We start from the raw sequence: 14,783 nt of genomic DNA, 5'->3' as shown, positions 1-14,783 counted from the left end.
GGACGCCCCGCATGGACGTCGTCCTGCGCCCCATCAACGACCGCTTCTTCCACGAGCAGGTCCTGCCCTTCTTCACGCGCGCCATGGGGGATGCCTCCGGCGCGCTGGAGGCCCTCTCCAACCACCTGGGGGACGCGCAGGCCTTCACCCTCTGCCAGCGGCTGGCCTCGTCGGCGTTGCCGGGGGGCGTGGGGTCGGTGGACTCGGACGGGTGGATGGACCTGGTGGACCGGCTGGTGTTCCAGCCCTGGCGCGAGGCGCCCGGCGGCTGGGAGGTGGGCGGGTCCCCCGGCGGCTACGCGGACGAATGGGACGAAGCGCTGAACCTGGCGCTGATGGTGGAGGACCCGGCCTATCCCTACTGGGACACGAAGGCGGCGCGCGTGGTGCGCGACAACTTCCGCCGGAGGCCTCCGGGTGAGCAGGGGCTGGCGTCGCTGCTGGCCGGGCAGTGGGACCCCTTCCCGGAGTTCCCGCCGGACCGCGTCTTCGTCACGCAGGGCCGGGGCGAGTACGCCGTGCGGGAGCGCTTCGCCTTCGCGGACTGGGCCTGGCGTCCGGCGAAGACGGTGGTGCACTGGCAGGTGAACCTGCCGCGCAAGCTGGAGCGGCTGCTGGTGCGCGAGCAGGAGCGCATGAAGCTGCCGGTGCTGCCGGAGCGCGACGAGGTGCTGGGCTACTGGACGGGCCGGCTCAACCAGCCGCCGCCCCTGTCCGTGCTGTTCTCCGGCCTGGGGCCGAACGCGGCCACGTGGATCCGCGAGCTGGGCGCGCTCACGCTGCACCTGCGCACCGCCGCGCAGACGAAGCAGGGCCTGGCCGCGCTGGTGACGCGCGGGACCACCGTGCGGCTGTAGGCCGCTGAGACCCTTTCCCTGCATCGCCGTTCGCGGTCATGCTCCGAGGCATGCGCCGCCTCCGCTCTCCGATAGGTCCCGTGCTCCTCGTCTCCGTCGCGGTGCTGACGGGAGGCTGTTCTTCGTCGAAGAAGGCGGAGGCACCGCGCACGGACCACGCGTCGCTCTACGGGGCGGACGCGGCCTACGCGGTGGGTGTCACGCAGTCGCTGACGTACGAGGACGCGGCCCGCCGCCGCACGCTGAATCCGCTGGTCTGGTACCCGGTGGCGCCCGGCACGCCGATGGACAACCGCGCGCCGTCGGACGTGTTCAAGCCCTTCTACGGTGCGAAGGATGCCCCGCTGTCGGACGCGCGGGAGCGCTGGCCGGTGGTGCTGCTATCGCATGGGAGCGGCGGCTCGTTGATGGACCTGTCGTGGTTCGGCTCGAACCTGGCGGCCCATGGCTTCGTCGTCGTGGCGGTGAACCACCCGGGCAACACCTACGGCGACACGAGCCCGGAGGGCTTCGCCCGTGCCTACGAGCGCCCGCGGGACTTCACGGTCGTCCTGAACCACCTGCTGAAGGATCCGAAATGGGGCCCACTCGTGGATCCGGAGCGCATCGGCGCGTCAGGGCACTCCATGGGCGGCTACACGGCGCTGGCGCTGGTGGGGCTGAACCTGAACCTGGAGTGGATTGAGAAGCGCTGCAAGACGCCGGGCACCCGCGAGGAGATTGGCTGCGAGGGCCTGCGCGACGTGGACTACAGCCGCATCGACATGAAGCAGTCGCGAGCGTCGTACCTGGATCCGCGCGTGAAGGCCGCGTTCGCGATGGCGCCTGGGATGGCCGCTTCATTCGAGGCGCGGGACACCGCCGACATCCAGAAGCCCGTGGCGCTGGTGCTCGCGAAGGGCGACGAGTTGATGCCGCACGAAGGCCACGGCATGCACCTGGCCGGGCTGCTGCCGCCCGCGACCACGACGACGGTGGTCCTGGACGACGCGGGCCACTTCTCCTTCCTGCCCGAGTGCTACCCGAAGGGCTTCAAGGTCATCGCGATGCTGTGCCGCGACCCGGTGCCGGGGACGCGCCCGGCCTCGCACGCGCGCACGAACGCGGAAGGCGTGGCGTTCTTCCGCCGCACGCTGGACGTGCGTTAGGCCGGAGCCGCGGCCTTCGGAGGGCTCTCCAGGAGGATGGTGACCGGCCCGTCGTTGACGAGCGCGACCTTCATGTCCGCGGCGAAGATGCCGGTGCCCACGGTGAGGCCGCGCTGGCGCAGCGCTTCGCAGGCGCGCTCGTAGAGGGCCTTGGCCGCGACGGGCTCCATCGCGTCGATGAAGCTGGGCCGTCGGCCCTTGCGCGCGTCGCCGTAGAGGGTGAACTGGCTGACGACGATGAGGTGCTTGGAGGTGTCCTCCAGCGACAGGTTCATCTTCCCGTCGGCGTCCTCGAAGATGCGCAGCGTGGCCAGCTTCTCCACCATCCACGTGAGGTCCGCGTCGGTGTCGCCCTTGCCCACGCCCAGGAGCACGAGCAGGCCCGGCCCCATCTCGCTCACGCGCTGGCCATCCACCGTCACCGACGCTTCCATGACCCGCTGCACCACGGCCTTCATGCGTTACCTCCGTCCCTGCTTCCTGCCAGGGCCGCCCCGGGCCTTCAAGTCATCGTCCCTCGTGGCGGGGATCCATCGCGTCGCGCAGGGCATCGCCCAGCAGGTTGAACCCCAGCACGGTGAGCGCCAGCGCGATGCCGGGGAAGAGGGCCACGTGCGGCGCCACCAGCAGGTACTGCGTCCCCTGGTCCACCAGCGCGCCCCACGACGGCGTGCCCGGTGGGACGCCCAGCCCCAGGAAGCTCAGGGACGCCTCCGCGACGATGGCACCCGGCAGCGCGAACGTCGCCTGCACGAGGAGCGGCCCCGCCGCGTTGGGCAACAGGTGCCGCACGAGGATGCGGCCCGGCCCGCTGCCCAGGGCCCGAGCGGCCTGCACGTAGTCTCGCTCGCGAAGGGTGAGCACCTGTCCACGCGTCAGCCGCGCGTAGCCCGTCCACCCGGTGAAGGAGAGCGCGAACACGACGTTGGCGAGGCTGGGGCCCAGCACGGCGGTGATGAACAACGCCAGCAGGATGCCGGGGAACGCGAGCAACACGTCCACCAGCCGCATCAGCGCTTCGTCCACGAGCCCGCCCGCGTAGCCCGCGATGCCGCCCAGCGTGATGCCCAGCGCGGCGGAAAGCACCACCGCGAAGAAGGACACCTCCAGCGACACGCGCGCGCCGTACAGCACATGCGTGAGCACGTCGATGCCGTTCTCCCCCGTGCCCAGCAGGTGGCCAGAGGTCGGCGGCGACAGCTCGCGCGTGAGGTCGATGGCGTCCGGCGAGTGGGGACTGAGCCACGGCGCGAACAGCGCGGTGAACACCCAGACGCACGCCACGGCGAGCCCGAACCGGGCGCCCCAGGAGTGCAGCCGGAAGCGGTGGACCGCGCTCATGAGCGCCTCCGCACGCGAGGGTCGACCCACGCATAGGCGAAGTCCGTGAGCGTGTTGACCCCGACGTAGCAGAAGGTGAAGAGGAGCACCGTGGCGCGCACCGTGTTGTAGTCGCGCTTCTCGATGGCGGTGAGCAGCAGCGTGCCCATGCCCGGCCACGCGAACACCTTCTCCGTCACGATGGCACCGCCCAGCAGCGCGCCGAACTCCAGCCCCAGCACGGTCACCAGGGGCAGCAGCGCGTTGCGGAAGGCGTGCTTCCACAGCACCACACGGGGGGACAGTCCCTTGGCCCGGGCCACGGTGACGTAGTCCTCACGTAGCGCCTCCAGCATCGTGGCGCGCGTCATCCGGGCGAGGAACGCGGCCAGCGCGATGCCCAGCGTGAACGCGGGCAGCACCAGGTGCCGCCACGACTCCGCGCCCGACACGGGCAGCCAGTCCAGCTTCAAGGCGAACAGGATGATGAGCACCGGCCCCAGCCAGAAGCGGGGCAGGGCGACACCCGCCACGGACACACCCATCGCCGCCGCGTCCACGGGAGTTCCTCGCCGCGCCGCCGCCATCACGCCCAGAGGCAGCGCCAGCACCAGGGACACGGCCATGGCCGCCACCGTGAGCAGCAGCGTGTACGGCAGCGCCGCGCCCAGGGCCGGTAGCACCTTGCGCTGGAACGGAGGCAGCGACGTGCGCAGCTCCCCGGTGGCCAGGTCCCGAGCGAACGTCCAGAGCTGCGCGTACCACGGCAGGTCCAACCCCACGGCCCGCCGCAGCGCCGCGCGGTCCACCTGCGTCGCCTGTTCCCCCAGCATCACGTCCACCGGGTCACCCGGCACGAGGTGCAGGAACAGCGACACGAGCAGCAACGCACCCACCATCGCGATGACCGCGGACACCAACCTCCGGCTCACGGGGTGCCCCCATCCTCGGGTGTCACTTCCCGCGCCTTCGCCAGCGGCAGCAGCAGTCCGTGCGCGCTGGGCTCGAAGTCCGCGAGCCTGGAGGACACCACCGCGACGCTCGCCTCGTGCCACAGCGGAATGACGGGCATGTCCGCGTCCAGCTCCCGCTGCGCCTCCGCATAGAGCGTCCGCCGCTCCTCCCGTGACGCCTGCGTCGCCGCGTCCAGCACGCGGTCCAGCGCCGGGTCCTTCAGCGCGCCCCGGTTGAACCCGCCCCAGTGGTTCTCCGGGCCGGGAACGTTCGCGGAATGGAACGCGCCCCGGAGCAGGTCCGGCTCCATCACGGCGGCCCACTTCAACGTGAACAGCTCGAAGCGCCCCCGGCGCACGTCCTCGAAGAACGTCCCGAACTCCAGCGCCCGCACCTCCACCGCGATCCCGCCCTTCGCCAGCTGCTCCTTCATCACCAGCGCCACCGCGCGCCGGAAGCGGTCCGTGCTCGTCTTGAACGTGAAGGACAACCGGGGCTTTCCTCCAGGCCCATCCGGATCCGGATACCCCGCCGCGTCCAACAGCCGGGCCGCCTCCTCCGGCGCGTAGCCGCACCCCGGCGTGGCCGTGAAGGCCCAGTGCTCGCGGGGCAGCATGCTGGACGCGGGCTCCGCCAGCCCGTGCAGCTTGTGCTCCACCAGCGGGCGCACGTCGATGAGGTGGCACAGCGCCTGGCGCACGCGCACGTCCGCGAGCGGTCCCTCGCGCAGGTTGATGCCCAGGTACGTGAAGCCCGTGCCCGGCTTCGTCACCACGCGCAGGTGGGACGCCTTCCGCAGCGCGGGCAGCACCGCCGGGGACACGCCGTTCACCACCAGGTCCGCGCGCCCCTTGAGCAGCTCCAGCACCCGCGTCGTCTCGTCCCGCACCACGCGGAACGTCAGCCTCGACACGGCGGGCTTTCCTCCGTGCCAGCCCTCGAAGGGCACCAGCGTCAGGTGCTCCTCGTCCGGCCATGACTCGAACCGGAACGGGCCCGCGCCCACCGGGTGCGTGCCTTGCGCCTCGATGCCTCCCGGCCCCGCGCGCTCCGAGGGCAGGATGGCCGCGGACAGCTCCGCGAGCAGCGGCGCATAGGGCCGCTTCAGGTGGAAGCGCACCGTGCGGGCATCCACCACCTCCACCCGGTCCACCGGCTCGTAGCGCTCGCGCTTGGGGCTGCCCAGCTTCGGATCCCGCAGGCTGTCGAAGGTGGCCTTCACGTCCTCCGCGGTGAGGGCGCTGCCGTCATGGAAGGTGAGCCCCGGGCGGAGGATGAACTCCACCACCGTCGCGGAAACGTCACGGAAGGACTCCGCCAGCTGGGGCACCGGCCGGCTGGCGTCATCGAAGGTGAGGAGCCCCGGGCTGATGAGCTGCGCCAGCCGCTGTCCATGGGCCGTGAGGGCGAAGCGGTCATCCAGGCTGTCCGGTGGGGCCTCCAACAACACCGTGACGCCCGCCGCAGGCGTGGGCGCGCGGCAGCCGGCGTCAAGCACCAGCGCCAGCGCGAGGACGAACACCCGGGCGGCACGGGAGGGCAGGGGAGGCATGGCGTCTGTCACGGGGTGGATGTCAGGCAGGACGTCCATGCTGCGACAGCCTCCTTCTTGTTTCCAGGAAGCAGGCAGGCGGGCAGGGTGATAGCGGCCGAGCATCCACCCCCCACCCTTGCCGCCCCTTTCATCCCTTCTTCATAATGGATCGCGACTTCCCCGGAGCGTGCGTGCAGGTTTTTCGAACCAGACCCTTCTGGGCAGCGACCGCCATTGCCTTGTGGCTGCCTTCCGCCACCCTGGCCGCGTCGCCGTCCGCCGACAAAAAGGCTGAACGCGAGGCGTTGAAGAACGCGCTCGTGCAGGTCATGCAGCGCACCGCGCTCAAGAGCAGCCGCGTCGGCGTGCACATGCAGAGCCTGGATGACGGCTCCGTGGTGTTCAGCCACAACGCGGACGAGCTGCTCAACCCCGCCTCCAACGTGAAGCTCGTCACGTCCTCGGCGGCGCTCGTCGCCCTGGGGTCGGAGTATCGCTACGAGACGGAGTTCCTCGTCGAGCCGGAGCTGCCCGCCGACGGCAAGGTCAAGACGCTCTACGTGCGCGGCAAGGGTGACCCCACCATCACCACCGAGCGCCTCTACAGCATCACCTCCGAGCTGCTCCACGCGGGCCTCAAGGAGGTGCAGGACATCGTCGTGGACGACTCCTGGTTCGACCCCGAGCGCACCCCGCCCGGCTATGACCAGGAGGACTCCGACCGCGCGTACATGGCGCCCACCGGCGCGGTGAGCCTCAACTGGAACGCGGTCGCCGTCTACGTGCGCTCCGCGCCCGGCGGCAAGGCCGTGGTGGACATGGAGCCGCCCAGCGACTTCTTCGTCGTGGACAGCACCGTCACCAGCGGCCCCGGCCGCGCGCGGCGCGTGTCCGTGAAGTCGGACGCCTACGGCGACCGGCAGAAGATCATCGTCAAGGGGCAGGTCCCCGACGAGCGCGGCGCCGTGAGCGTCTGGAAGAAGATCGACAGTCCGCCCATGTACTTCGGCGGCTCGCTCAAGCAGTTGCTCGTGTCGCGCGGCGTGAAGGTGAAGGGCAAGGTGAAGCAAGGCCTGACGCCGTCGCGCGCGAAGGTCGTGCACGTGTCCCAGTCCGACACGTTCGACATCGTCCTCAAGCGCCTCAACAAGCTGTCCAGCAACTTCGTCGCGGAGACGCTGCTCAAGACGATGGGCGCGGAGCTGCGCGGCGCGCCGGGCTCGTTCGCCAAGGGCATCGACGTGGTGGAGGAGTTCCTGGCCCGCGACGTAGGCATCCCGCGCGGCACCTACGTGATGAAGAACGGCAGCGGTCTCAACGACGCCAACCGCTTCTCCACCGCGCAGGTGGACCGGCTGCTGCGCCACATGTACGAGCGCTTCCCGCTGGCCCCGGAGTACCTGTCCTCGCTGGGCATCGCCGGCAAGGACGGCACGCTCAAGTACCGCTTCGACGGCACGGACGCCGTGGGCCGGCTGCGCGCCAAGACGGGCACCCTGGAGGGCGTCTCCGCGCTCAGCGGCTACGTGCAGTCCGCGGGCGGGGAGAAGTTCTCCTTCTCCATCATGGTCAACGACTACGCGGGCCGCGCCGGCCCCGTCGTCGCGGGCATGGACGCGCTGGGCGCCGCCGTGGCCGCCACCGGCTCCACGCTGGGGCCGGGCAACGCGCTGGCCTCCCTCAATGAGGGCCAGAAGCCCCAGTCCGGCCTGCCGGACATCGCCAACCGCGTGAAGACCTACCTGGAGCTGGGCAAGCAGCGCGATCAACGCAACATCGGCTTCCTGCGCACCGCGTGGCGCAGCGAGCGCGACCCCGCCGTGCGCGCCGTGCTGGCGGAGAGCCTCTACCAGTCCAACCCGCACGACTACCTGGGCACCCGCACGCTCCTGGACAGCTACTCCGCCGCGGACGACGTCTACGGCCGCCTGCGCCAGGTGGCCCACGCCCTGTCGGTGGGCGTGCCCGGCGTGAGCAGCATGGTGGAGCTGGCGTCCGGTGGAAACACGGAGGCCATGGCCCGCGTGATGGAGCTGTGCCGCGCGGCCGGCGTCGCCCAGGACGCCCTGGCGCAGGAGGAGCTGGTGGACGGCCTGGGCGAAGTGGCCCGCACGGCCCCGGAGGAGCTGGTCACCGCCCTGCGCGCCGCCAGCCCCGCTGAACGCGACGCGACCGTGCCGCTGCTGGCCCAGGGCCTGGTGAAGGCCGGTGACGCCACCCACCCGTTCTGGAAGTCCCTGCGCAAGCTGGGCTCCGGCGGGGCGGATCCGCAGCTCGTCGCCTTCGCCAAGGGGCTGGACTCCACGCTCACCACGAAGACGGCCGAGGCCCGCACCTCCCAGCGCGCCCAGCCTGTCCAGGTGGTCGCGCCCGCGTCCGCCACGCCCAACGTCGTCCCTGCCTCCGGCATCCTCCGCCCGGGCGGGTAGTCCGCTTTCGCATCGCCTTCCGCCCGGACGCCCGCCGTCCGGGCGGGATGCCTCCCGAGCCGACCCCCGGCACCCTCCCAACACCCCGGAATCGTTGATGCTCCTCGTCCGTGGAGCAGGCAGGCGTGCGTCCTGACTGTCCCTGGCCGGTTTCTGGCCCGGGGAATGTCAGTGGTGGATGCTATGGGCTGAAGGACCTGTCGGGGCGTGTGGCCCCGGAGGTTTGTTCCTGGCCCTTGAGGGGTCAGGTATCGGGAGGAAACATGGCTGGAGGCGTGAACAAGGTCATTCTCATCGGCAACCTCGGGGCGGACCCCGAAGTGCGCTTCACCCCGGGCGGTCAGGCCGTGGCGAACTTCCGCATCGCGACGAGCGAGAGCTGGAACGACAAGAACGGCCAGAAGCAGGAGCGCACCGAGTGGCACCGCATCGTCGTCTGGGGAAAGCTCGCGGAGCTGTGCGGCGAGTACCTCAAGAAGGGACGGCAGTGCTTCGTCGAAGGCCGTCTGCAGACGCGCGAGTGGATGGATAAGGAGAACAAGAAGAACTACACCACCGAGGTCGTCGCCACCTCCGTCACCTTCCTCGGCGGCCGTGACGCCGGTGAGGGCTACAGCGGCGGCGCGAGCAATGGCGGTGGGCGCCGGCAGCCGCAGCAGGGCAGCGGCGGCTACTCCCAGGGGCGTGACGACTACGGCCAGCCGCCTCCCATGGGCATGGACGACGGTGGCGGCATGAGCAACGGCCACGGCGGCGCGCAGGACGAAGACATCCCGTTCTGACGCCTGGAGCCTGACTCTCTGAAAAGCGAACCGGCCGCTCCTGGATGTCAGGGGCGGCCGGTCGTGTTTTCAGGGGGCGCTCCTGTTGAAGCGCCCCGGCCTCACGGCCTGCTTCAGCCGACGTCCATGCCCGCCGGGCCGTACGCCGCGCCCGCCGTGTAGAGGGCGTAGATGGCGCCCCAGGACATGGCCAGCAGGATGAGGAAGATGAGGATGGAGACGGGCTCGAAGCGGCGCATGGAGCGGTCGCTCGCGAAGATGCCCCAGCCCATGGCGAAGGTCTGCAGGCCGTTGGCCAGGTGGTACGCGGTGCCCAGCGTGCCCAGCAGGTAGACCATCAGCGTGGGGCCGTGGAAGTGCATCTCCCGCGCGATATCCATGAAGGGCTCCGCGTGGCCTTCCATCAGGCGCGGCTGCAGGAACGCCAGCCAGATGTGGGCGCCCAGGAACGCGAGCACGCCCAGGCCGGCCACGCGCTGCACCAGGTACTTGAGGTTGCCGTAGTTGTTGTAGGCGAGGTTGTTGGGCTTCATGGTGAAGATGCGCACCAGCCCCCACGCCGTGTGGATGAGCAGCGGCAGCATGACGATGATGAACGTGAACGCCTGGGCGAACGGGTTCGCGTACTCCGTCACCGACTTCTCCCAGGCCGTCGCGCCGTAGAAGGCGGACAGGTTGTCCCACAGATGGTTGATGACCCAGAAGCTCAGGGGCACCACGGCGAGGAACGAACCCAGCCGCGACTTCAACAGGGGATTCCGGTCGGTGAGGGCTTCGGCGGTGGCTTGGGTGCTCATCGAGTCTCCAGCGGGGCGCGCGGATGGGTGGGGTGGAAGACCCCCGCGAGCCCAAGTCAGGGCCTGGGTGATACGGCCAACAGGCGGTTTATAGCCGTTCCGTCACGCGGGCTGGATTTCTTCCGCATCCGTCCATGCCAGCCGCAAGACACCGACTCATAAGCCCGGGCGATGCCATCCCCCCGCCCTGGCTGCTGGCCGCCAGGCGGGCGGCCCGTCCCAGCCCCTCTTCCGTTGGCGGGCGCGAGCGGCTGGGGCACGCTAACCAGCCCTATGCCTGATGAGCTTGTCAGTGGATTGTTGAAGGCGTCGGACCTGCGCCTCGTCCTCGCCACCACCGGGGACCTGTCCCGCCAGGCCCGCGCCACGCACCAGAGCATGCCGGCCTCCGCCGCCCTGCTGTCCCAGGGCCTCACCGCCGCGGCCCTCATGGGGTCGCTCCGCAAGGGCACGGACTCCCGGATCAACGTGCAACTGGAGTGCGATGGCCCCCTGCGCGGCCTCTTCGTGGACGGCGACGCGAACGGCGTCGTGCGCGGCTACGTGAAGAACACCCTGGTGGAGTACGTGGGGACGGAGGGGAAGTACCACTGGCGTCCGGTGCTGGGGAACAAGGGCTTCCTGTCCGTGCTGCGCGACCAGGGCGGCGGCGAGTACTACCGCTCGTCCGTGGAGCTGGAGCACTTCGACCTGGTGGCGGACCTGGAGCGCTACTTCCACCAGTCGGATCAGGTGCCCTCGCACCTGTTGATGGCGCAGCTGCCCGGCCCCGTGGACGGCCAGGAGGACGCGCTCGGCACCGTGGTGGGTCTGCTCGTCCAGCCCCTGCCTGACGGGGACCGGGAGGCCTTCAAGGCGCTGGGCACCCGGCTCCGGGCGCAGTTCCAGACGGCGGTGCAGGCGCACGCGCAGGACGGGGCGCTCACGCTGCTGCGCTCGCTGGTGCCGGAGGCGGACCTGGAGATCATGTCCCGCTACCCCCTGCGCTTCACCTGTTCCTGCAGCCGCGACCGCGTGAAGCTCGCGCTGCTCGCCATGGGGCGCGAGGAGCTGGCGGACCTGCTGGCGAAGGAAGGCCAGGCGGAGGCCACCTGCCAGTTCTGCACGACGCGCTATGTCATCCCCGGCGCGGAGATCCAGCGGATGCTCGTGGAGGGCACCGCCTGAAGCGGCCCCGTGGGGCCAGCCCCACGGGCCCACTGCTTTGAAGACAGACATCCCCTGCCGCGCCGGCGGGAGGTTTCAGCGCTTCACATCGTTCAGGGAAGCAGGCGCGGCCGTTGTGGCGGGGTCGCGGGGCTCGGGATATGACAGGGTCGCCGCACCTCACCCGGAGCTTTCGCCGTGGCCATCAAGCGGGCAGCGCCGCCGAAGTCCCAGGACCAGCGCAACCCTTCCCCGAAGTCCGCCGTGCCCTCCGCTGCCCAGAAGGACGGGGCGGAGAAGCTCGTCTCCATTCCCAATGACATGGTGCTGGCGCCCCAGGTGGAGGCCCCGCGCCAACCCACCGGCCGCGACCAGTCCCGGCAGAAGTCCACCGGCGTGGTGGAGCTGTCGTGGGCGGAGTTCGACCGGAAGGTGCAGAAGCTGGCGCGCACCATCCGGCAGGCCTGGGAGCCGCAGGCCGTGGTGGGCGTGGCCCACGGCGGCGTGTTCGTGGGCGGGGCGCTCGCGGGCGCGCTCGGCTGCGAGTTCTTCCCCGTGCGCATCAGCCGCCGCAGCCGCGACAAGGCCGAGCGCACCCAGGAGCGCAACCGGCCCCAGGTGAGCGAGGAGATGCCCCCGGAAATCAAGGGGCGCCGCGTGCTCATCGTGGACGACATCGCGTCCAGCGGGGACACACTGGAGCTGGCCACGGCGCTCGCGAAGAAGGTGGGCGCGAAGGAGATCCGCACCGCGTGCCTCATCGCGCGGCCGGAGGGCTTCACGCCGGACCACGTGGGGCTGTCCACGGACTCGCTCTTCGTCTTCCCGTGGGACTACGAGCCCGTGATGGGCGACGCGCACTTCGACGACGACCCCGACAAGGCCGGGGCGTAGGGCCCGCGTCAAGGGCGCTGACGCGGCGATGATCATCGGGACGGCGGGGCACATCGACCACGGCAAGACGTCCCTCGTGAAGGCGCTGACGGGCACCGACACCGACCGGCTCCCGGAGGAGAAGCGCCGCGGCATCACCCTGGAGCTGGGCTTCGCCCACCTGCCCCTGGACGGCGGACAGGTGGCGGGCGTGGTGGACGTGCCCGGCCACGAGCGCTTCGTGAAGGCCATGGCCGCGGGCGCGGGCGGCGTGGACCTGGCGGTGCTGGTGGTGGCCGCCGACGAGGGCGTCATGCCCCAGACGCGCGAGCACCTGGACATCTGCCGCCTGCTCGGCGTGAAGGCGGGCGTCGTCGCGCTCACCAAGGCGGACCTGCTGGACACCCTGGGAGACGACTGGCGCGCGCTGGTGGAGGCGGACCTCGCCGCGCTCACCGCCGGGACCTTCCTGGAGACCGCGCCCGTGGTGCCGGTGTCGTCGCGCACGGGCGCGGGGCTGCTGGAATTGAAGGCCGCGCTCGCCCACGCGGGCGCCGCGCTGCCACGGCGGCCCGCCGAAGGCCCGGTGTTCCTCCCCGTGGACCGGGCCTTCACCATCAAGGGCTTCGGCACGGTGGTGACGGGGACGCTCCTGTCCGGCGCGCTGTCGGTGGACGACACGGTGTCGCTGCTTCCCCCGGCGGCGGGCGCGCGTCCGGGGCCGTTCCGTGTCCGGGGCGTGCAGGTGCACGGGCAGCCGGTGACGCGCGTGGAGGCGGGGCAGCGCGCGGCGGTGAACGTGACGGACGTGCAGACGGAGGACGTGCACCGGGGCATGGTGCTCACGCGCACGGGCGAGCTGCCGGAGACGTCCATGCTGGACGTGGAGCTGACGCTGCTGCCCGCCGCGGAAGCGCCGCTGCCCAAGCGCCGCAAGCTGCTCTTGCACCTGGGCACCGCGCAGGTGGAGGCCACGGTGGCGCTGCTGGACCTGGACTCGCTCGCGCCGGGGGAGACGGGGCTCGCGCAGCTGCGGCTGGAGTCGCCGGTGGGGGCGCTCGTCGGTCAGCGCTTCATCCTGCGAGGCTCGCGCGCGCTGCCGGGACGGGGCGCCACGGTGGCCGGAGGGCGCGTGCTCTCCATCACGCCGCCAAGAAGGCGCCGGGGGGCGTCCTCGGTGGTGCGGCCGCTCCTGGAGGCGGACGCGGCGGGGCAGGTGGCGTGGCTCCTCAGGCAGGCGGGCTACGCGGGGCTCACGCAGACGGAGCTGTTCGGCCGCTCGGGGCTGTCGCCGAAGGTGCTCGCCCGCACGCTGGAGCTGCTGGGAGCGAAGGGGCAGGTGCTGCTGGTGGACCGCGACAGGCGGCTCTACGTGGCGCAGGACGTGTTCGAGGGCCTGCGTCAGCGCTCGCTCGCGCTGCTCGCCGCATTCCATGAACGCGAGCCCATGCGCGAGGGCCTGTCTCGCGAGGAGCTCCGTCAGCGGCTCTCCGCCCAACTGGACGCGCGCTTGTTCCAGCGCGTGGTGCAGGCCCTGGTGGACGCCGGCGGGGTGGAGGCGGAGAAGGACCTGGTGCGCCTGCGGGGCCGGGGCCGTACGCTCACGCTGGGTGACGAGGCCGCGCGCACGCGCCTGTCCGCGGAGCTGTCCGCGGCGGGGCTCGCGCCGCCCACGGTCACGGAGCTTTCGCAGAAGCTCCAGCTGACGCCCGCGAAGCTGCAGGAGCTGTTGAAGGTGCTGGTGGCTTCAGGAACAGGGGTTCGGGTGAGCGAGGAGCTGTGCTTCGACGCGGGCGCGCTGGAGGACCTGCGCGGACGGCTGGTGGCGTACCTGAAGGACCAGAAGGAGATTTCCACGCAGGGCTTCAAGGAACTGGTGGGCCAGAGCCGCAAGTTCACCATTCCCCTGTCGGAGTACTTCGACCGGGAGAAGGTGACGCTGAGGGTGGGGGACAAACGGGTGCTGCGTCGCGGATGAGTCCCAAGGTCTACAGCGAGCGGGAGTTGCGTGCCCTGGTGGATGCCTTCACCCAGCCCGTGCTGGTGCTGGAGGCGGAGGGGCGCGTCCTGGTGGCCAATGCCGGGTATGCGCGGCTGCTGGGCCTGCCCGTGGAACAGGTGGAGGGCCGCTCCTTCCTGGACTTCGTGCAGCCGGAGGAGCGCAGCCGGATGGGGGACCGCTTCCACCGGGTGGCCACGGGCACGCCGCTGGACGGCCGACCCCAGCTCTACAAGATATTCAGCGTCCAGGGCGCGACAGGTGAAATCTACGTCCAGGCCAACCCCCTGCGGCTGGAGGACGGGCGCTTCGCGCTGCTGCTCAGCTGCATGGTGATGTCGGACCGCCCCCGGGAGCTGGTGGTGGCGGAGCGGCTGGTGGACACCTCCGCGGGGCTGGTGTCCGCGCGCTCGGAAGAGGGCGTGCGGCGCGTGGCGCTGGCGGGCCTGGAGGCCGCGGGCTTCCGGGCGCGCATCCTGCGCTGGGACGGCACGCGGCTGGTGGTGCGCGACGGGGTGTCCCTGCCGGCGGATTCGCACCTGGCACTGGAGGCGCTGTCGGACGGGCGGCCGGTGTTCGGCGGCGCGGACCAGGCGCAGCCCACGCACGCGTACCTGCCGGTGGGCGGGCCGCAGTCGGAGGTGCTGTGGGTGGCGGGCCCGTGGGTGGCGCCCCGGCACGGCTCGGTGCTGACGCTGTTCGCGAAGGTGGTGGGCGCGGCGCTCGCGGACGCGAACCTCCAGGCGGATGGCGCGCGCAGCCGCTGGGAGGTGGAGTCGGTGGCGGAGATGGCGCGCTTCGTGGCCCAGCCCGTGCCCCCGCCGCCAGCGACGTTCCTCGCGCGCGTGGCGGAGCTGCTCCAGGCCCGGGCGGTGGCGCTGCACGTCACCTCCGAACCGGGCCAGACGCCCCGGCTCGCCGCCCACGTGGGGCTGGAGGAGGGG

13 protein-coding genes are annotated in these 14,783 nt (G+C 71.2%); 8 read left to right on the top strand and 5 right to left on the bottom strand.

All coding sequences use genetic code 11. The features are described from left to right. Positions 1–11: 11 nt before the first annotated feature. A complete protein-coding gene (locus D7W81_RS05180) occupies positions 12–857 on the top strand; it encodes a hypothetical protein (RefSeq protein ID WP_120554195.1) in 846 nt (281 codons plus the stop codon). 80 nt (positions 858–937) lie between these two features. Continuing rightward, positions 938–2,005 (top strand): alpha/beta hydrolase family protein, encoded by a 1,068-nt coding sequence (locus tag D7W81_RS05175; protein ID WP_244226975.1) that lies wholly within the window; start codon positions 938–940, stop codon positions 2,003–2,005. On the opposite strand, the gene dtd is transcribed toward D7W81_RS05175, so the two are convergent. Genes dtd through D7W81_RS05155 form a run of 4 tightly spaced genes read right to left on the bottom strand, consistent with a single transcriptional unit; the run spans position 2,002 to position 5,870 of the window. Beyond that, entirely contained in the window at positions 2,002–2,463 is a 462-nt protein-coding gene (gene dtd, locus D7W81_RS05170) for a D-aminoacyl-tRNA deacylase (RefSeq protein ID WP_120554193.1), read from the bottom strand. The two genes, D7W81_RS05175 and dtd, sit on opposite strands and share 4 nt — an antisense overlap. Positions 2,464–2,512: 49 nt before the next feature. Then, positions 2,513–3,346 (bottom strand): ABC transporter permease, encoded by an 834-nt coding sequence (locus D7W81_RS05165; protein WP_120554192.1) that lies wholly within the window; start codon positions 3,344–3,346, stop codon positions 2,513–2,515. Then, positions 3,343–4,257, bottom strand: coding sequence for an ABC transporter permease (locus D7W81_RS05160; protein ID WP_208721170.1), 915 nt, complete (start codon positions 4,255–4,257; stop codon positions 3,343–3,345). Before D7W81_RS05160 ends, D7W81_RS05165 begins: the two co-directional genes overlap by 4 nt. Beyond that, entirely contained in the window at positions 4,254–5,870 is a 1,617-nt protein-coding gene (locus D7W81_RS05155) for an ABC transporter substrate-binding protein (RefSeq protein WP_120554191.1), read from the bottom strand. The genes D7W81_RS05160 and D7W81_RS05155 overlap by 4 nt, the downstream gene beginning before the upstream one ends. Before the next feature lie 134 nt (positions 5,871–6,004). Here D7W81_RS05155 and dacB point away from each other — a divergent pair, with 134 nt between their 5' ends. After that, on the top strand, positions 6,005–8,242 hold the full coding sequence (gene dacB, locus D7W81_RS05150; protein ID WP_120554190.1) for a D-alanyl-D-alanine carboxypeptidase/D-alanyl-D-alanine endopeptidase: 2,238 nt from the start codon (positions 6,005–6,007) through the stop codon (positions 8,240–8,242). Positions 8,243–8,505: 263 nt separating this feature from the next. Then, complete coding sequence (locus tag D7W81_RS05145; RefSeq protein ID WP_120554189.1) at positions 8,506–9,024, top strand: single-stranded DNA-binding protein; 519 nt, start codon at positions 8,506–8,508, stop codon at positions 9,022–9,024. A gap of 113 nt (positions 9,025–9,137) precedes the next feature. Here D7W81_RS05145 and D7W81_RS05140 read toward each other — a convergent pair whose 3' ends face one another. Beyond that, a complete protein-coding gene (locus D7W81_RS05140; RefSeq protein WP_120554188.1) occupies positions 9,138–9,821 on the bottom strand; it encodes a succinate dehydrogenase/fumarate reductase transmembrane subunit in 684 nt (227 codons plus the stop codon). A 273-nt stretch (positions 9,822–10,094) separates the two neighbouring features. Here D7W81_RS05140 and D7W81_RS05135 point away from each other — a divergent pair, with 273 nt between their 5' ends. The 4 genes from D7W81_RS05135 to D7W81_RS05120 form a co-directional block, all read left to right on the top strand. After that, a complete protein-coding gene (locus tag D7W81_RS05135) occupies positions 10,095–10,988 on the top strand; it encodes an Hsp33 family molecular chaperone HslO (protein WP_120554187.1) in 894 nt (297 codons plus the stop codon). A 177-nt stretch (positions 10,989–11,165) separates the two neighbouring features. After that, positions 11,166–11,861 (top strand): phosphoribosyltransferase, encoded by a 696-nt coding sequence (locus D7W81_RS05130; protein WP_120554186.1) that lies wholly within the window; start codon positions 11,166–11,168, stop codon positions 11,859–11,861. A 28-nt stretch (positions 11,862–11,889) separates the two neighbouring features. Continuing rightward, entirely contained in the window at positions 11,890–13,818 is a 1,929-nt protein-coding gene (gene selB / locus D7W81_RS05125; RefSeq protein ID WP_120554185.1) for a selenocysteine-specific translation elongation factor, read from the top strand. Continuing rightward, the coding region (locus tag D7W81_RS05120; RefSeq protein WP_120554184.1) for a PAS domain-containing protein at positions 13,815–14,783 on the top strand (969 nt) is incomplete at its 3' end. The genes selB and D7W81_RS05120, both read left to right, overlap by 4 nt.

The organism is Corallococcus aberystwythensis, assembly GCF_003612165.1.
Lineage (GTDB): Bacteria > Myxococcota > Myxococcia > Myxococcales > Myxococcaceae > Corallococcus > Corallococcus aberystwythensis.
The sequence above is the reverse complement of the archived record's forward strand: the minus strand, read 5'-3'. Positions and strand labels throughout refer to the sequence as shown.